At 36.7% G+C, this 19,124-nt stretch carries 14 protein-coding genes and 1 riboswitch; of the genes, 3 read left to right on the forward strand and 11 right to left on the reverse strand.

Annotated features, from left to right (window positions below):
- Positions 1-120: 120 nt before the first annotated feature.
- From BFJ97_RS20045 to BFJ97_RS20055, 3 genes are all read left to right on the forward strand, one after another.
- Positions 121-852, forward strand: a complete 732-nt coding sequence (locus tag BFJ97_RS20045) for an ABC transporter ATP-binding protein (RefSeq protein ID WP_068986414.1) — start codon at positions 121-123, stop codon at positions 850-852.
- Positions 849-1,601, forward strand: a complete 753-nt coding sequence (locus BFJ97_RS20050; protein WP_068986415.1) for an ABC transporter permease — start codon at positions 849-851, stop codon at positions 1,599-1,601. The genes BFJ97_RS20045 and BFJ97_RS20050 overlap by 4 nt, the downstream gene beginning before the upstream one ends.
- Positions 1,602-1,675: 74 nt before the next feature.
- Complete coding sequence (locus BFJ97_RS20055; RefSeq protein WP_068986416.1) at positions 1,676-2,650, forward strand: proline dehydrogenase family protein; 975 nt, start codon at positions 1,676-1,678, stop codon at positions 2,648-2,650.
- 301 nt (positions 2,651-2,951) lie between these two features.
- On the opposite strand, the gene BFJ97_RS20060 is transcribed toward BFJ97_RS20055, so the two are convergent.
- From BFJ97_RS20060 to BFJ97_RS20110, 11 genes are all read right to left on the reverse strand, one after another.
- A complete protein-coding gene (locus BFJ97_RS20060; RefSeq protein WP_068986456.1) occupies positions 2,952-3,512 on the reverse strand; it encodes a hypothetical protein in 561 nt (186 codons plus the stop codon).
- Between the two features lie 195 nt (positions 3,513-3,707).
- Positions 3,708-4,319: a response regulator transcription factor gene (locus BFJ97_RS20065; RefSeq protein WP_068986417.1), complete on the reverse strand. Its 612-nt coding sequence runs from the start codon at positions 4,317-4,319 to the stop codon at positions 3,708-3,710.
- Positions 4,320-4,335: 16 nt separating this feature from the next.
- Positions 4,336-5,481 carry a sensor histidine kinase gene (locus BFJ97_RS20070; protein ID WP_422655647.1) on the reverse strand — a complete coding sequence of 382 codons (1,146 nt, stop codon included), beginning with the start codon at positions 5,479-5,481 and terminating at the stop codon, positions 4,336-4,338.
- A gap of 156 nt (positions 5,482-5,637) precedes the next feature.
- Positions 5,638-6,669, reverse strand: a complete 1,032-nt coding sequence (locus BFJ97_RS20075; RefSeq protein ID WP_068986419.1) for a fatty acid desaturase — start codon at positions 6,667-6,669, stop codon at positions 5,638-5,640.
- A gap of 111 nt (positions 6,670-6,780) precedes the next feature.
- The gene (locus BFJ97_RS20080) at positions 6,781-7,281 is read right to left on the reverse strand and encodes a GNAT family N-acetyltransferase (protein ID WP_068986420.1); all 501 of its coding nucleotides are present in this window, start codon (positions 7,279-7,281) and stop codon (positions 6,781-6,783) included.
- Positions 7,282-7,423: 142 nt separating this feature from the next.
- Positions 7,424-10,855, reverse strand: a complete 3,432-nt coding sequence (gene metH, locus BFJ97_RS20085) for a methionine synthase (protein WP_068986421.1) — start codon at positions 10,853-10,855, stop codon at positions 7,424-7,426.
- The gene (locus tag BFJ97_RS20090; protein ID WP_068986422.1) at positions 10,848-12,695 is read right to left on the reverse strand and encodes a bifunctional homocysteine S-methyltransferase/methylenetetrahydrofolate reductase; all 1,848 of its coding nucleotides are present in this window, start codon (positions 12,693-12,695) and stop codon (positions 10,848-10,850) included. The genes metH and BFJ97_RS20090 overlap by 8 nt, the downstream gene beginning before the upstream one ends.
- Positions 12,696-12,781: 86 nt before the next feature.
- A riboswitch (SAM riboswitch) is annotated at positions 12,782-12,881 on the reverse strand.
- 127 nt (positions 12,882-13,008) lie between these two features.
- Complete coding sequence (locus BFJ97_RS20095) at positions 13,009-14,397, reverse strand: protoporphyrinogen oxidase (protein ID WP_068986423.1); 1,389 nt, start codon at positions 14,395-14,397, stop codon at positions 13,009-13,011.
- Between the two features lie 290 nt (positions 14,398-14,687).
- Positions 14,688-15,977 (reverse strand): globin-coupled sensor protein, encoded by a 1,290-nt coding sequence (locus BFJ97_RS20100; protein WP_068986424.1) that lies wholly within the window; start codon positions 15,975-15,977, stop codon positions 14,688-14,690.
- Between the two features lie 504 nt (positions 15,978-16,481).
- Positions 16,482-17,768 carry an SEL1-like repeat protein gene (locus tag BFJ97_RS20105; RefSeq protein WP_068986425.1) on the reverse strand — a complete coding sequence of 429 codons (1,287 nt, stop codon included), beginning with the start codon at positions 17,766-17,768 and terminating at the stop codon, positions 16,482-16,484.
- 169 nt (positions 17,769-17,937) lie between these two features.
- Complete coding sequence (locus BFJ97_RS20110) at positions 17,938-18,954, reverse strand: YdcF family protein (protein WP_254660214.1); 1,017 nt, start codon at positions 18,952-18,954, stop codon at positions 17,938-17,940.
- Positions 18,955-19,124: the final 170 nt, after the last annotated feature.

Below are 19,124 nucleotides of genomic sequence, written 5' to 3' on the forward strand. Positions count from 1 at the left end.
TGCTCCCCTTACATTCATAATCATCAAATTCTACAAAATGTAAAAATGTAAAACGGCTGTAGCTCTCCATAATTTCATGCTACAGTTATTTTACTTACTATTATAAAGGAGTTCAACTATATGAATATGTTATACGAGCCTGCTATTCACTTTCAACAGGTCAGCTTTTCAGCAAATAACAAAACGATATTAAAAGCGATTACGGGGTCATTCCCTAAAGGCAAAATCACAACTTTAGTTGGTCCTTCAGGTGCTGGTAAAACAACACTGCTTAAATTATGTAATGGTCTGTTAACGCCAACAGATGGTCAAATATTAATTGATAATCAATCTATTTCTACATACGAACCAACTACTTTAAGAAAGCATGTAGGCATCGCTCTTCAAGCCGCACCCATGATAGCAGGCACAGTGTTTGAAAATTTTGCACTTCCTCGTTCGTTACAAGAAAAAAAACTGACAAAGCAAGAAGCCATTCAATATTTACAAGATGTTGGATTAGATCAAAGCTTTTTACAACGTCCTACAAACGGGTTATCAGGCGGACAACGGCAAAAGGTCTCTATTGCCCGAACACTTATTAATCAATCTTCTATTTTATTGTTAGACGAAATCACATCTGCACTAGACCGTCAATCCGTGCAGGAAATTGAGACACTTATTGCTTCTATCAATAAAAAATACAATGTCACAATGATTTGGATAACACATAATTTACAGCAAGCATTAACAATTGGGCATTATACTTGGGTCATGATGGATGGTGAGCTAATTGAAACAGGAAAAAGCTCCTTACTAAACGCCCCTACAGATCCACGTGTCGCAGAATTTGTACAGGGGGTAAATGCATGACCTATATATCACTTTCCCTAACATTAATTTTTGTTTTTATCCCACTGTTACTGTCTAAAACGTTAAAGCTTGGACTTGAAAAAGATACAATCCTTGCAACAATACGTTCAATTATTCAACTGCTTGCAGTAGGCTATATTTTAAAATTTGTTTTTGATGCCCAAAGCTATATGTATATTTTTCTTATGGTTGCATTAATGATCGTAGTAGCAACATTAAATGCTCGCAAAAAAGGAAAGGGTATTAAAGGCATCACATGGAAAATAGCACTAACTCTTATTGTAATAGAATTTGTTACACAAGGTGTATTGCTTGGCTTTAATATTGTTCCAGCAACTGCACAATATATTATTCCAATTAGTGGTATGATGATTGGCAACTCAATGGTATTATCTATTTTATTTTTAAATCGTTTTACAGCAGAAATTACAAGTCACCAAAATGAAATTGAGTTAATTTTATCCCTTGGAGGCACACCAAAACAAGCAATTCATCGACAGCTAATTAATGCGGTAAAAGCAAGTATGATTCCTACAATCGAAAGCCAAAAAACGATTGGTCTCGTACAATTGCCAGGTATGATGAGCGGCCAAATAATTGGTGGTGCAGACCCTATTCAAGCAGTGCAATTTCAACTCCTAATCATTTTCGCCCTTCTAACAACTGCGACATTATCGAGCATAATGATAGGTTTTTTAAGCTATCCTGCACTTTTTAATGAACGCATGCAACTACTCGAAATGAAATAATTGTTATGGTGAAATCAATATATATTTTCTAAATTATGTTATACTAAGAAGAAAATGCAGTGAGGAGAATGACCATGTTATTACGCGATTTTTTCATCCACTTATCTGAAAACCAACTATTAAATAGTTCTGCCAAAAAATACGGTCTAAAATTAGGAGCACAAAATGTAGTAGCTGGTACAAATATTGAAGAAACAATTGCAAGCATCAAAGAACTTAATGCACATAATATCTCTTGCACAGTAGATAATTTAGGGGAATTTGTTTCAACTGAAGAAGAAGCAACGAAAGCTAAAGAACAAATCCTTGCTGTTATTGAAGCTATTCATGAAAACAGTGTTAACGCACATATTTCGTTAAAGCCCTCTCAATTAGGCTTAGATATTGATGTTGATTTTTGCTACGACAATTTATATGAGATTGTAGAAAAAGCAGCAGCATATGATATATTTGTTAACTTTGATATGGAAGACTACGGTCGTTTACAAACTTCCTTTGATATGGTTGAAGAGCTATCCAAAACTTTTAATAATGTGGGTACTGTTATCCAATCTTACTTTTACCGTGCAAAAGACGATATCGAAAAATTCAAAAACTATCGTCTACGTATCGTAAAAGGTGCTTATAAAGAACCTGTAGAAGTTGCTTTCCAAGATAAATTAGATATCGATTTAAACTTCATTGAGTTAATCGAATATCATTTACTAAACGGTAAATTTACGTCCATCGCAACACATGACCATAATGTGATTGCTCACGTAAAACGATTTGTAGCAGACAATAATATTCCGCTCGATAAATTCGAATTCCAAATGCTTTACGGCTTCCGTACAGATATGCAAAAAGAGCTTGCTAAAGAAGGCTATAATTTCTGTGTATATGTACCATTCGGTGAAGATTGGTACGGCTACTTTATGCGCCGTTTAGCAGAGCGTCCTCAAAACATTAATCTTGTGACAAAGCAAGTATTTACGAAAAAAACGAACACAGTCCTTGCTGTAGCAGCAGGTGCATTCGTTCTTGGACGTTTAACAAAACGTAAGAAATAAGGTTTATATATAAAGAAGCCAGAAGCTTAGTCGAATAAGCTTCTGGCTTTAGTTTTGGCTATTTAAAAAGGCTATACGGTGAAAATAACTTGTTACAATTTGTTCCTCTAACCTAAAGTTGCTCTAATATTTACATAGGCAATTCTCAAGCCTCTTTCCCCACTGCGTTCAGTTTAGAGCAGTAAGACGCCCTCCTCAAAATTCTGTGAAAGCAAAGAATATAGGCTGGAGGTTAACTGCCCGATTTGTGAAGATTAATCATCAGCGGAGATGAAGAACCCCCACTGATTGAAGTTTCACTTTATTCAACATGTAAAGCAATAGTTGAAACAATTGTTTCTGCTGCGTACTCCCATTTACCATCAATATAGCTTCCTAGTTTTTGCCCAAGCTCTTGTATCATTTCTAGCGTAATCGGGATATCATTTTTTTCTGCTAATGTAGCAATAAATGGAGCTGATAAACTTGTCCATCCACCTCGATCAATTTTGATCTCCACTTTTTTTACTTCTCCGTTTTCTTTTTCAATATGGTAGTATAGCTGATCATCTGGACGCCAACTTAAATGATGGGAGATCTGACCATCTACTACTGTTAGTTCATTTTTTTTCGTAATACCAGCTGGTTTTACATTAAATTCATGACCTAGTACATTTAGTTTTTTAATTTCAGGGCCGCCTAACGCTGCCTGAACAGCTTTGTCCATACTATTTTGTAATGGGATAGATGTCTCTGTCTCTGTCTCAACTACTGGATTAACCATCTCATTGCTTGCAGCAAAAGCGGCTGAAGGATATGCGCTAGTCACGGCAAATGTTGTTGCTAATAATGCTGTTGATGTAACTTTCATAATTTTTCTCATAATCATTTTCATCCTTCCTATTAAAACATTTATAGTTTTCTAAATATTATCATTTGTAGTCAAAATATACAATATCCTAATATATTTTTTTATGACAAAAGGCACTGAATTTAAAATAATTCAATGCCTTTTGTCTATTTTTAATCTATACATCCCCTTAGGTATAAGGGTATTCACGATAACTTCTTAAGCTACTTATTTATTCCAGCCTTTTTCTTTAAAGCGGGCAATGGCTTCAATACGATTCCCAACATTTAATTTTTCTAAAATAGTGGAGATATAATTTCGAACAGTCCCTGCCGATAAAAATAATTCTGCTGCAATTTCTTTTGTCGTTTTTCCCTCTGCAACAAGTGTCAGCACCTGACTCTCACGTTCAGTTAAAGGATTTTCACTATCATCCTCATAAACAAAATCAACGAGTTCAGGCGCATAAATTCTTTTACCATCCATAATTGTGCGAATGGCACTGACCAATTCTTCTATCGGACTATCCTTTAAAAGATAGCCTCGAACACTGGCCTTTCGTGCACGCTCAAAATAACCAGGCCTCGCAAATGTCGTTAATATAATTACTTTACAATCGGAACCAGAGCCATGCAGCTCCTCGGCAGCATCCAGTCCTGTTTTCAATGGCATTTCAATATCCATAATACAAATATCAGGCTGATGCTCTTCTACAAGCGCCAATGCCTCCTCACCATTTTTTGCTAAGCCGACGACCTCCATATCATCCTCCATACTAAGTAAAGAACGAAGTGCGCCTAATAGCATACCTTGATCTTCAGCAATTACAATTCGTATCATGTCACAACCCTCTTTTCTAAATGTTCTTCAGATTTTCTTTGACCTTCTGATGCGTAATCGCCACTGGAATCGACACCGTTAATGTAGTACCCTCTTCACTTTCGATTTTAAAGGAACCGTTAATAAACTCTAAGCGTTCACGCATTCCCTTCAATCCGTTTCCTGTTTTCCAAGCTTGTTTTTTTGTGATGCCATGTCCATTATCACGAACTACTAAATATACTTCCTTAAAATTTTGATGGAAGGCTATTTCGCATTTTGTAGCACCACTATGCTTAACGACATTATTAACTGCCTCTTTTAAGCACATGGATAATACATTTTCTACAAGTGGTGGAACTTGCAGTTTATCTTTATCTCCATCAAATACGAATTCCATTTCGGCCGCCTTTAACATTTGAGAAATACGCATAAGCTCATCCTCAAACCTAGCTGTTCGCATATCTGATACTAATTCACGTACCTCTTTTAATGCGATACTCGCCGTTTGACGAATATCCTTAATCTCTGTTAGAGCCTGCTGTGGATCACGTTCAATTAATCTTGAAGCTAAGTCACTTTTCAAGCCTATCATCGATAATTTTTGACCGAGCGTATCATGTAAGTCACGAGCAATACGTTGTCTTTCCTCAAAAACAATTAACTCAGCTATTCGTTCATTAGCAGTCTCAAGCTGACCCTCTAAATTTTCACGTTTATTTTTTGAATAAATCGTTAGTGGCATAAGCACCACTACTAAAATCGTTAAAACAACAAATGGTAGTTGTGATAAAAATAATTGTAGCTCAACAAAGAAGCCAATACCTGTCGAAATAACCGTAAAGCCAATATGTAATCCATATATAATATAGAAGCCAACAGGTCTACGAATATTTCCTATAAAGAAAGCTGTAAAAATTGATAAATACACATAACCATACAATATAGTCATAACGATATTAATGACCATCTCAAAACTAATCCACATATAAACTAGACCGCTTTTCGAATTCATGGAAAACCGATAGAAGATAAAATAGAGCATTAAAAATGTAATCCCTATTGATATGTCAATATAAGATGATTTTCTAAAAATGAAGAAAAACGGTAGAAAACAGAAAATAATCCATAAATATATACTGAGCATCGGACTATTCGGAATAATACTATGCCATTTCCTCATCATAATCTCACGCTCTTTCCTACTTTTCCCTCATTATAACAAGAAAATTAATTTTATGCCTGTACATGGTTATCAGTGTATGAGCCATATTGCAATAGACTACTCATTTATGTAAAACAGCCATCCCTTAGAAGAGATGGCTGAAAAAAATTTTTACTAAGCAGCAAGACTACCTCTTGCTTTTCGTTTGATTATTTCATTAACGTCTTTAAAGGATACAAACTTACCTTGATCTTCATCATATAACTTGAAGCGTAATGATTCCAAGCTTTTACGTAATGTAATAGTCGTTGCCGTGTGTAATGGCGGTATTTCATTATGCGCTTGTTCAAGATTATAGTTCGGCACACGTGGAGCTAAATGATGCACATGGTGGAAACCAATATTGCCTGTAATCCATTGTAATAGTTTCGGTAATTTATAATACGAGCTACCTTCAACAGCAGCCTTTACATAATCCCACTCTGATTCATGCTCAAAATAAGAATCTTCATACGTATGTTGGATGAAAAATAACCAAATGCCAAGAGAGGCAGCAACATACAACGTTACAACATGCACTAATACGAATGCTTGCCATCCCATAAAGTAAATTAACGCAACACAAATTCCCGTAATGACTATATTTGTTAAATAAGTGTTAAAACGTTCTTTCTGTTTAGCGTCATTACGATTACGACGGTTTAAAATTAACACCATAAACAGTGGTCCTAAGCCAAACATTACGAATGGATTACGGTAAAAACGATACCATAAACGTTGTCCTTTAGATGCTTGTAAAAACTCTTCCACTGTCATCATATCAATATCACCAATACCACGCTTGTCTAAGTTCGAGCTAGTTGCGTGGTGAATTGTATGCTCACGCTTCCATTTTTCATATGGGAATGATGTTAACACTCCAGTTACAAAACCAACCCAGTCGTTTGCTTTTTTACTTTTGAAAAATGAACCGTGTGTACAATCATGGAAAATAATAAATGTTCTTACGACAAAACCAGCAGAGATTACACTTAAACCAACTGTTAACCATGGTGAAATATCCACCAACATATATGCAGCTACCCATAGAGCGATTAACGGTACAATCGTATTGACCATTTGAAAAATACTTTTAGCTGTATCAGATTTCGCAAATGGTGCTACATCCTGGCGCAGTTTTTTTGTTTTTTCTTTATCTGTTGCCATCGTTTTACTCCCTCGTTTCCTTTTTCTTATGACCTCATCATAAAACATGAGTGTAAACTAGCAACAGATGCAAACATCATAAAAAGGATATGACATTTGTCATACCCTTTTTTATGCTTTTGGTCCAGTTAAATGTAGCTGATAAAACATAAGATCTAGCCATTGTCCAAATTTAAAGCCCGCATTTTTAATTGTCCCTGCATATTCAAAGCCTAATTTTTCATGTGCTTTAATGCTGCCCATATTTTCACCATCAATGCCAGCTACGAGAGTCTTCACACCTTGCTCTTCTGCAATTCGAATAAGTTCATGCATTAACTTCGTAGCAATACCCTTTTGATAGTGATCTTTATGCACATACACTGAGTGCTCCATAGTGTGTTTATAACCGGGGTATGGACGGAACTGACTATATGTTGCAAAGCCGGCTACTATGCCGTTTTCATCAAAGATAAGGAGAGGGTTGCTAGATGCTTGCTGCTCCTTAAACCACTTCTTTTTTTCTTCTAACGATTGTGTCTCATATCGATAAACAGCTTTGCTCGTTAAAATAATGTCATTGTAGATGGCTAAAACCTCGGGTAAATCTTTCTCTTCCATTAATCGAATCATCATACTCACTTCCTTCATTAATAGAAATAGACCTAAAGCGCACTGTCATAGGGGGCATCGAATCTAACTCCAATCAACTTATGCATATGTTTTAACAAAGTATCATCCCCCAACTTTCAGTGATGAGTCACTTATTTCAACTTTACACATTAAAATATCGAGCATCCGGATGTGCAAAGACAATCGCCGACACAGAAGCTTCTGGCTCCATCATAAAGCCTTCCGTTAAATGAACACCAATGTCCTCCGGTTTTAATAAACCAAACAATTTCTCTTGATCCTCTAGGTTCGGACATGCAGGATAGCCGAATGAGAAGCGCTGTCCTTGATATTTTGCCGCAAATCGATCACGCATTGTAAAATCTGTCGCATCTGAGAAGCCCCACTGGTCACGAATTTCTTGGTGCATACGCTCCGCAAAGCCTTCCGCAAGCTCAAGCGCTGTAGATTGTAATGCATGACTTTCGAGGAATTTCCCTTCTTCTTTTAGCTGACGAGCCTTTGCCATGACACCTTGCCCTGCCGTTACGACCATTAAGGCAATATAGTCCATTTCACCGCTTTCGACTGTTTTTAGGTAATCTGCTAGACATAAAAACGGTTCAACCTGCTGACGCGGGAAGGTAAATCGTTCAATTTCCGTTTTACTATCCGCTGGGTCATAAACGACTACATCATCCCCATCTGCTTGAGCAGGGAAAAACTGATACATACCTGATGGCTTCAATAGATCACCTTGCAAATAATCATCGACTAAGTCTTTTAATTCTGTTGCTCTTGCATCACCAGCATCAAGCAATTGCTGTACTTGCCCCTTTAAACCTAGATGATGTCCGAGTAATGTCCGCATATTAACATATGGATATAAATGCGAAACAGCATACTCTCGCTTTACATGGCGTCGCAAATCAGCCGGAAGAAAGACAGAAGCTTCTTGTACCGTGCGTGCAGGCTTTACAGTTACTTCTTTTGCAGGACGAGCCGCTCTTTTTTCGTCTGCCTCTAAACGTTTTTTCCGTGATTCCTCAATTTCAACTAAGAAGTCAGCACGTGTATCCGCCCCCATTAACCGATTCGCCTGCTCTAATCCTTGCATCGCATCCTTTGAATAAATGACAGGTCCATTATATTCGCCGGCGATTTTCGTTTCAGTAAAGCGACGAGATAATGCAGCCCCTCCTACTAAAATCGGTACGTCAATACCCGCTTCCTTGAAGTCCTGAGCTGTAATAACCATTTGCTGTGCTGATTTTACAAGTAAGCCAGAAAGTCCAATGAAATCTGGCTTTTCCTTACGAATGGCTTCAATTAATTGGGCAGGTGTTACTTTAATGCCAAGATCAACAACTTTATAGCCATTATTACTTAAAATAATATCGACTAGGTTTTTCCCAATATCATGCACATCACCTTTTACAGTAGCAAGTACCATTTTCCCCTTACCAGTACTCTCTTCATTTTTCTCCATAAATTGTTCTAAATGTGCCACTGCTGCCTTCATAACTCCTGCTGATTGCAATACTTCCGCTACGATTAGCTGATTATCATTAAATAAGCGACCAACCTCAGCCATTCCATCCATTAATGGTCCATTAATAATATCTAGTGGCATTTGGAAAATTTCACGAGCAGCATCTAAATCCTCAATAAGACCTTCCTTTGTACCCTCTAGAATATAGTAAGCCAAACGACCTTCTACCGTTTTCGGAATATCTGCCTCCGTTTTTTCCTTCTTTTTATCACGATAGAAATCCGTGAAAACGGCTAACGTTTCGTCATTTGTATTAAAGAGTAATTCATTGGCTAGCTTAATTTCCGCTTCAGGAATAGATGCATAACGTTCCAGCTTTTCGGTATTAACAATTGCATAATCTAAACCAGCCTGTGTACAGTGATATAAATACACAGCATTTAATACTTCCCGACCTACAGGCGGTAATCCGAATGAAATATTACTTACACCAAGCACTGTTAATGTACGTGGCATTTTTTCTTTAATAAGGCGAATCCCTTCAACTGTTTCAAGTGCTGAGCCAATATACTGCTCATCTCCCGTACCTACAGGGAACATTAATGGGTCAAAAATGATATCCTCAGGTGCAATGCCCCACTTTTCTGTTAACAAATTATAGGATCGCTCAGCAATCTCTAGCTTGCGGTGTCGATCAACCGCCATGCCTTGCTCATCAATTGTACCCACAACTAAGGAGGCACCATATTTTTTCACTAACGGTAAAACTGCATCAAAACGCTCCTCGCCATCTTCTAAGTTAATAGAATTGATGATAGCTTTTCCTTGAGAAAACTTAAGTGCCTCTTCAATTACTTTTTCATCTGTCGAGTCAATAACAAGAGGTACTTTTACTTTTTTTACAACCTCTTGCATAAAACCTTGCATATCAGCTAATTCATCGCGATCCGGATTCGCTAAACAAATATCAATAACATGTGCTCCATTTTTCACTTGGGCACGAGCGATTTCAGCTGCTTCCTCAAATTTTCCGTCAATAATTAAATTTTTAAACTTTCTAGAGCCGATGACATTTGTACGTTCCCCAATAAATAATGGACGCATGGAATCGTCGTACACTAATGGCTCGATACCTGATACTACATGACCATGCGTTGCAACTGGTAATTGGCGAGGCTTTTCGTTCCTTAGCACCTCTCGAATTGCTGCAATATGTGCTGGCGTTGTACCACAGCAACCTCCGACAATATTCAGCCAACCCTTTTCTGCAAAACCTTTTAATTTCTGAGATAACGATTCAGGCGACTCATGGTAGCAACCTTCCTCATCAGGTAAGCCCGCATTCGGATAACAGCTAATATAGCCAGTTGAAAGCTCTGCTAGTGAGCGAATGTGGTCAGTCATAAACTCTGGTCCCGTCGCACAGTTTAAGCCAACTGATAACGGCTTAATATGCTCAATAGAAATGTAGAAAGCATCGATTGTTTGACCGGCAAGTGTCGTGCCCATCGGTTCAATTGTTCCCGATATCATCACAGGGAGCTCTTTTCTAGTTGCTTCAAAAGCACGAGATACTCCTAGAGTCCCCGCCTTCACATTCAACATATCCTGACTTGTTTCTAGCAATAGAACGTCCGCCCCAGCTTCGATTAATGCCTTGGCCTGAACGTAAAAGTTTTCCTCTAACTCGTCAAATGAAATACCACCTGTTACCGACAAGGTTTTTGTAGTTGGCCCCATAGCCCCCGCTACAAAACGTGGCCAATCGGATGTTGAAAATTCATCTACTACTTTGCGCGCAATTTCCACAGCACGTTTATTGATCTCTTCTGCCTTTGCGCCAAGATCATATTCGTTTAGTACAAGTGGTGTTCCACCAAATGTATTTGTACAAATAATATCTGCTCCAGCCTCTAAATATTTTCTATGAACTTTTTCAAGCACATCTGGTCTAGTTAGCACAAGATTTTCATTACAGCCATCGTATTCCTCGCCGCCAAAATCCTCCGCTAATAAATTTTCATTTTGTAGCATTGTACCCATTGCGCCATCAAGAATTAATATTCGTTTCTCAAGTTGTTCTTCAATCAAGTGCTTAGCCATTTATACTTACCCCTTTTTTCTGTTCATCCAATTGCTCAATATATTTCATCAATTCAAGTGTCATATCATAGCGCAGAAACGGTGTGATAAGATAAATACCATTGAAATATTCCGCTGCTACTTCTACTAATTCCTTGGCAATTGCAATCCCTTCTAGTGTTGCGCGTTCCTTATCATCACCACAAGCCTTCATACGCGTTAACGCATCATCTGATAGTTTGATGCCTGGTACTTCATGATGTAAAAACTCCGCACTTTTATAGCTCGTTACTGGCATAATACCTATATATATTGGTGTTTCTAAATGCTTTGTCGCCTCGTAAATTTCCACGATTTTTTCCTTTGTATAAACAGGCTGTGAAATAAAATAATCTGCCCCATGTTCAATTTTCTTTTCTAATCGAGACACAGCACGATCTAGTACACGTACATTAGGATTAAACGCTGCCGCTACAGAGAAATTCGCCTTTTTACGAAGTGGTTTCCCTGAGAACGATACACCTTCATTTAACTGTTTTATTAATTGGATTAGTTCCATTGAAGATACGTCATAAACGCTAGTCGCCCCTGGGAAATCACCTACCTTTGTCGGATCTCCAGTAACCGCTAAAATATCATGAATCCCAAGTGCATTTAATCCCATTAAATGTGATTGAAGACCAATTAAATTACGATCTCGGCATGTTATATGTGTCAATGGGCGTACCCCATGTACTTCTTTTAATAGGGCACCCATCGCAATATTACTAATCCTTGGCGATGCCAGTGAATTATCAGCCATCATGACTACATCTGCACCAGCTTTATACAATTTTTCGGCACCTTCAATAAAGCCTTCAATTTCTAAATGTCTAGGAGTATCTAACTCCACGATAACTGAGCGTTCTCGTTTTACTTTTACATGTAACGGCTCATAATTTGGCGGCTCTGCCTCACGTAAAACTGCGATTTTTTCTGGCTTTGCGTGCTTTTCCTCAACTGGAGATAGCGCCTCTAAATACTTTTTCACTGCGGCAATATGCTTGGGTGTCGTACCACAGCAGCCACCTATTAAACGCACTCCTTGATCACGAAGTGCTATAGCTGCTCGCCCAAAATAATCTGCCTCAGATTCATAAACGACACGGCCATCCTCCAAATCAAGAAGAGAGGCATTCGGATACGCTGACATAAATGCCTTTTCAGGAAGCTCTACACCTTCAAATGCTTGAATAGTATGGTGTGGGCCTAAGCGACAGTTAACACCCACGATATCAGCACCTAGCGCTTCAAGTTTATGTAAAGCGGCGTTTAAACTCATTCCATTTTGCAAAATGCCTGGTTCGTGCATAGAAACTTGCGCAATAATCGGTAATTTTGTTTTAGCTCGTAACATTGTTAAAGTTGCTGTCAGCTCTTCAAAATCATAATATGTTTCAAGTAAAAGACCATCTGGATTTCCCGCAAGTAAAACAGTTGTTTGCTCTTCAACCGTTGCCAGAATTTCCTCTAACGTTGCATCACTCTTTCGAATACCACGGATTCCTCCAATAGTACCCAAGACAAATTGTCCACCATCTGCCGCCGCTCGTTTGGCAATCGTAATAGCAGCTTCATTAAACTGCTGCACACGTGATTCTAATCCATAGCGAGCTAATTTTATGGCATTAGCTCCATACGTGTTTGTTTGAATAATGTCGGCTCCAGCTGCTATATACTCTCTATGAATCTTTTCAATTAATTCTGGTCTTTGAACATTCATTTCCTCATGGCAGTACTCCAAGCCATAGCCGTATAAAAGCGTACCAATTGCACCATCTGCTGTAAGAACATTCGTTTTTAACTTTTCAAGCAATCCCATAAAACTAGCCTCTCTTCCCTTATCTATCAAATAAAAAAGCCTTCTTTCAAAAAAAGAAGGCTTTTACGTTTCGTAATTGTTTTTCCTTCTCATCTTCGACACATTGGTCTTCTGGATTTAGCACCTGACAAAAAGTTGGTTGCTGAAGCTTCATAGGGCCAGTCCCTCAGCTTCTCTTGATAAGAATGTAGTATGAATTTTTTAAATAATTAAAAGAATCATATCGTTTACGAACGATAGAGTCAAGACTATTTCACTGAACAAAAGATATTTTCTACGAAAAAAATATTATTTTTCGATTTTTATCAAACAATTACAATAGTTTTTCAGCAAGTTCCTCACCAATTTTTTTCCCGTTTTGAATACAAGCCCCTATGCCTACTCCAAAATAAGAGCATCCCGCTATTAATAAATTTGGATAGTTGTTCTCAAGCTCTTGCACTAGACCTTGTAACGCCTCACGATGTGCCAAGTCATACTTCGGCATTTGATCAATCCATTTTGTCACATCGACTACAGTTGGTTTTTCCTCAATCCCCAAGCTTTTTCTTACATCCTCTAAGGCAACAGCTGCTAATTCTTCATCTGTCATCATACGCAATCTCTCATACGCAGGGTTAATGCTCTTATAAAAAAGTCGTACAAGTAATTTCCCTTCTGCAGAGGTGTGCTTCCACTTGCGACTTGTCCACGTTGCTGCATTACATATAACATCGGAATTATGTGATACAATATAGCCTGTTCCATCTGCTGGTAATCTATGATCGGGTACGTCAAACCCTAAGTAAATCGTAATGGCTGATGCAGTATTGAATTGACCAAAATAGCGATTCAATGATTCATCTTGCAATAAGTTTTGTACCGAATCGTTAGGAAGTGCCAAAACAACATGATCTGCTTCAATCATTTTATCGTTTGCTAAAGTAACGATATATTGATTCTCCTGCTTTTTAACACTAGTCGTAGCAATTCCTTTCACAATTTCTACATCTGTTAAAGTTTCTTCAAGTCGTTCAATTAGTGACGATAAACCATTTTTAAATGAAATAAATTTTTTATTAGCAGCTTTCACAAATTGCTCTCTGTTTGCATCAAAACCTTTAATAATACTACCGTAATCATTTTTATAATCGATTAAATACGGTAATGTGGAAGCAATTGAAAGTTGATTTAAATCTCCCGAATATACACCTGCAAGTACTGGTGCTATTTGATTTTGAACAAGCTCCTCACCTAAATAATACGTTAAAAATTCCCCAATCGAGCTTTCCTTTGTAAACCCTTCATTTGGCATTGTTAAATCCTTTAATGCTGCTTTTTTCCCTTCTTCTGATACAAGCGTACTTTCCTCAAGTGATGGTAAGCTCATTGGAATTCCGAACGTCGAGTCTGCTGGGATAGCATGTAACTCATTATTTGTATAAATATACGAAATACCAGTTTCGTTATAAACAAGATTCTGTTTAAAATCAAGTTCCTCTACTAACTCTAAAACACCTTTATGACGTGCAACAATGGAATCTGCTCCTGTTTCCAGGATAAAGCCTTGTTTATACGCTGAGTGCAGCTTGCCACCTAGATATGTATTTTTTTCAACGAGCACAAGCTTCACATCTAGGTTTTTCTCTCGAATCTGACGTTGCAAATAATGCATTGTGCACAATCCTGTAATTCCGCCACCTAATACAACAACTGTTTTCATGTTAAACCGCCCCTATTTTTAGTTCTTTATTCAGTATAAACTTTTTTACCTAAAAATTACGCAAAACACTTTACAAATTTAGCAAAAATGGAGCTACCCAGCATTTGGGATAGCTCCATTTTTTCATTACTATATATTTATGTAGAGATCATCAAAAATACTTTTGCGTCATTTCTTCAAACTTTATGAAAACACCCATCTAACGTCCTCTAGACTCATTGGATTATATATATATTAATAGTTGATATAGTGTTTTTATGTCCTAGAATGTGTGGTGTTTTTTATATTAATTAGTTTAGATTTTGGGCAACATTCGCTAATTTTTCAGCAGAACTCGTTACCTCTTCAAAGGCCATACCTAATTCATTGAGAATTTCCGCTATCGCTAGAACTTCTTTTTCCATACAATCATTTTGTTCTTTAGCTTCAGTCATAGAATTTAATATATTGGTAAATTGTCCTTCTGTTTGTACCATATTTCCTTCCCCAGATGCGACCTCTTCTTGTATATTACTAAGGGAATGAACAAGTTTATCAATCCGATCATTCGTTTTGTGTAATAACGTCGCTACAGAAGTAACAGATTCTTTTGTTTGAATCGATAATTTTCGAACCTCATCCGCAACAACACTAAAGCCTTTCCCCGCTTCTCCAGCACGAGCCGCTTCTATAGCTGCGTTTAATGCTAACAAATTTGTTTGGTTCGCAATATTCGTGACAACACTCATGATAGATTCCATTTCCTTTGACATCTCAGTCAACTGTTCAGTATTTTCCGTTATATCATTAAGAGAATGAATAATATTATTCATATTTTGTGATTGACTTTTTAATTGTTCCCGACCTTCTAATGCCTGATTCTCAGCCATCGCCGACACTTGAATTGACTTTTTGGCTAATAGTTTAATTTCATCTGATTGTTTACTTAAGCGCTGAAATGAGTTATTTGTTTCCTGAGATATTGTGGCAAGACCCTCTGAAGATTCTATTATTTTCTTCTCCACGACTTCTTTCTTTCGTTCCATCATTTCCTTATGCTGCTCAACAGTGTTCTCAAATGCTTCTAGAACCAATTGTTGCTCAAAATTAGATATCTTCGAAATAGCTCGAATTGTACTGAACTGGTCCTTTGGATGAGTTATATACTGCTCAACTAAATCAATAAATGATACCGTCAAATCTTGAAAAGCACAAATATACCATTGTGTTCTTAGACCTATATGTACATGTACCTTTGCAATTTTAATTCGTCTAAGATAAAACTCTTCATCAATGATCCCATTAAACATTTCGATAATATGCCGACGTAGTGTAACCTTCAATTTTTCTACAGAACTATGTCTATTAATAATATCTACTAAGTCACGTTCAGTTACAATCATTGAGTAAAACCTGTCAACAATTCCATCAATATTATCCATAACAAATGGTTGAAAGGCTTTTAAATATTGTAAATCCTGCTTTGTTAAATTTAGCATTTCAATTTGCTTTACCATTGACTGGTGATTTGGTACATCCATTTTTACAATGTATTGTTGCAAATCTAGCGCCGTTGTCTTTCTCTGTTTTTGAAAAATCACACATTTTCCTTCTTTCATAACGTGAACTTTTGCAAGGCTGAGGAAAATCCATTCCGTTTACAAAAATATTAGAAAACACGCTCTTATTTTCGATCATACACAACAGATTAATATACCGAAATAACACCAAATGAGCCAAAATTATTAACCGCTGTTTCAAAATCACTCAATATACCTTATACATTTTATAAATAGCTGTCAATTTCTTATGCTCATTTTTTTAACATAAATTGCATAAAAAGTCCTTATCATCGAACTAATTGCTCAGAAACATAAAAAGCTACCAATATACTATTTGGCAGCCAATTTATATCATCTTTTGTTACTCATGCTTATTTCTTCTTGTTTTTGTTTGTCAAAATTATCTCATCATTATATTAGTATTTATACAATGAGTAAAAACCGATAACATATACCTATTAAAAAACTAAAAACTAAGATCTTTTACCTAAATGAAAAAAGGAATAATTGAATCTAAACACCCGTTGGTTTTTAACAAAAAATTTACATTCCTTTTAATTCTTGAAGTAAAATAGCTGCCTCCTCATTACCTGCATCTGCCGCAAGTCCATACCACTTAATCGCCTCTTGAATATTTCTAGCTATTCCATCCCCTTTATTATAAATATGCCCTAGTTGTAATTTAGCTTGAGAATCGCCTTGAAGAGCAGCCTGTTTAAACCAATGTATTCCCTTTTCTATATTGCGAATACCTGTTAATCCTTTGCTCCAAATAAATCCTAAATCATAAAAAGCGTCTACATGATATCGCTCCGCAGCTCTTTCATACCAATATAGCCCATTGTTCGCATCTCTAGGTTGGCCTAAACGCCCCTCTAAATAGATTCCTCCCAGCCTATATTGTGCTTCAATATAGCCTGCTTCAGCAGATTTTTTATAGTAGATAAATGCCTGCTCATCATCAATGTCAACACCTAGTCCCTGCTCGTAAATAATTCCGAGCGTAAACATTGCCTCTGCAACGCCTTTTTTTGCGGCGAAGTCGAACCATTTTTTCGCAAGTACCATATTTTCTTGTACACCTTCACCGTTAAAGTACATATCGGCTAAGTTATTCGCTGCGTCTGGATGCCCCTGTTTTGCCGCAGCCTCATACAATATAAAAGCCTGATTATAGTTTTCTTGCACACCCATACCTTCAAAATAAAAATTACCAAGTGCATATTGTGCGTCAGCATTGCCCTGTGCTGCCGCTAACTCAAACCACTTTATCGATTTTTTAGGTTGGAAATGTGTATCGTCAATTGCACTATAATATTCTCCAAGCTGAAATTGAGCATCTGCATCCTGTTCCTCAATGGCATCTTTGTATAAGTCAATAATTATCTCATGATCCAAATCTTCTTCATCAAACGCCTGTACCTGATCATCCTGGTGAATAAAATACCATTCCAATACATCAAGTACATCATCAACAACTTCAACGCGATTCGCTAACTTCTCCAGCGAAGAAATTTGCCAAATGAATATATAAATAGGGAGTGGAATGGCTTCACGCAGTAAATCATCATATTCTGCTAAAAGCGTTAACACATTCTCCTGTACTGACTGTGTCTGCTCTGGATGTATAATTTGTAAATGTCTTTGTTGATTTTTTTTCAAAAGTCCTCGCACAACTTGATACAATATTTTGTGCAAGACTGTTAATTTCACTTCTTCAACCGTTATCAAATTAATCTTTTGTGCAAACCACGTATCCTGTGTTTGCGTGAGCTTTTGTAGGGATTCAATTCGCTCGTTATTTTGTTTTGCTAAAAATTGTCCATACATTAGTTTTCCCCCCTTGCACAGTATCAATTTCACCTTGGCCTACTTGTAGCTGTCGCTTTGCTTTCGCTACAAAAACATTTTAGCTGTCCCTTCATTAACACTTCGCTTTCTCCTGAATGAATATAAAAACTGCCTTACCAACATTATATGGAAGATAGTTCTAAATTGGTTACACATATGATCTCAATATTATTCCAATGAACAATGTGATGAATAAAAAGATAGTAACATGAATCCATTTATACATTTCTAATAAACCGATAAATTCACGAGTAAAGGCATTTGGTAAATAGTAAAGGGCTGTCTTTGAACCAACACCTTGTGCATCTAGCCTCGCCTTTTTGGCATAAATACTTGCTCGAAAAACATGAAAATTATTCGTCACAAATAAAGATCGATATTTTTTTCCTTGGGCATGTTTATCCATAATTTCTTTAGAGAATACCAAATTCTGTTCAGTATTTGTCGATTGATCTTCCATTAATATTTTTTTAGTTGGTATTTGATGTACGTCAACTACATATTTTTTCATCGCATATGCTTCTGATACTTTTTCATCACTTCCCTGACCACCTGAGACAATAATGTAAGGTCGTTCCCCATATTTTTTATATTGCTTTACCGCCTCGTCTAAACGACTAGCTAAAAGTGGCGGTACTTTATCACCAATTAGCCCTGATCCTAGCGCAATAATATAGTTAGGCTCATAGAAAATGGGTGTAAAAAGGTATATAGTCGCATAAGCCATCACACTTGTATATAAAAACATTGTATAACCAAAAATCAAAAACGCATAGAAGAAAAGAATATGCCAAATCTCATGTTCGATATTCGTGAAAATAACAAATACATACCAAATCATCATGATAAAAAATACTAAGCCAAAAACAGCTAACAATAGATTACGAACTTTACGTCCTTCTTTTTCAAGTAAAACTTTACTATTAAAAAATGTAGCAATCGATAATATAAACATCATACTCGGGAAACTGCCAAGTATAATGACTATCCCCATTTTTGACATAATCCCCTGTTCATTTGGTAGTAATAAAGGATAATGACTAATTATTGTGCTCAAAATATACAAACCTAAAAAACCTAGCACTACTGCATTGAAGAATCGTCTTTTTTCCGTTATATATAACAATAAAAAAATTGCAATTGTTAATACTATTGCTGTATTCACCGTCTCACACCTTTCTTTTTACACCATTTTTACACTTATTCCCTATTGACACTTCTTGTTCAAATTTGTTGATATACCTAATTTAATGAAAGCGATTATTTTATTTTTCGTGATTGTTCATGTAAGATTACTATTAAGAACTAGTTTATGACGAATCTAAATATTATATT

This window comes from Lysinibacillus xylanilyticus (assembly GCF_001708185.1).
GTDB lineage: Bacteria > Bacillota > Bacilli > Bacillales_A > Planococcaceae > Lysinibacillus > Lysinibacillus xylanilyticus_A.

Excerpts from the sequence above, each read along its gene's own strand:
- BFJ97_RS20045 (WP_068986414.1), top strand. The coding sequence starts at position 121 with ATGAATATGTTATACGAGCCTGCTATTCACTTTCAACAGGTCAGCTTT.
- BFJ97_RS20050 (WP_068986415.1), top strand. The coding sequence starts at position 849 with ATGACCTATATATCACTTTCCCTAACATTAATTTTTGTTTTTATCCCA.
- BFJ97_RS20055 (WP_068986416.1), top strand. The coding sequence starts at position 1,676 with ATGTTATTACGCGATTTTTTCATCCACTTATCTGAAAACCAACTATTA.
- BFJ97_RS20060 (WP_068986456.1), bottom strand. The coding sequence starts at position 3,512 with ATGAGAAAAATTATGAAAGTTACATCAACAGCATTATTAGCAACAACA.
- BFJ97_RS20065 (WP_068986417.1), bottom strand. The coding sequence starts at position 4,319 with ATGATACGAATTGTAATTGCTGAAGATCAAGGTATGCTATTAGGCGCA.
- BFJ97_RS20070 (WP_422655647.1), bottom strand. The coding sequence starts at position 5,481 with ATGAGGAAATGGCATAGTATTATTCCGAATAGTCCGATGCTCAGTATA.
- BFJ97_RS20075 (WP_068986419.1), bottom strand. The coding sequence starts at position 6,669 with ATGGCAACAGATAAAGAAAAAACAAAAAAACTGCGCCAGGATGTAGCA.
- BFJ97_RS20080 (WP_068986420.1), bottom strand. The coding sequence starts at position 7,281 with ATGATTCGATTAATGGAAGAGAAAGATTTACCCGAGGTTTTAGCCATC.
- metH (WP_068986421.1), bottom strand. The coding sequence starts at position 10,855 with ATGGCTAAGCACTTGATTGAAGAACAACTTGAGAAACGAATATTAATT.
- BFJ97_RS20090 (WP_068986422.1), bottom strand. The coding sequence starts at position 12,695 with ATGGGATTGCTTGAAAAGTTAAAAACGAATGTTCTTACAGCAGATGGT.
- BFJ97_RS20095 (WP_068986423.1), bottom strand. The coding sequence starts at position 14,397 with ATGAAAACAGTTGTTGTATTAGGTGGCGGAATTACAGGATTGTGCACA.
- BFJ97_RS20105 (WP_068986425.1), bottom strand. The coding sequence starts at position 17,768 with ATGTATGGACAATTTTTAGCAAAACAAAATAACGAGCGAATTGAATCC.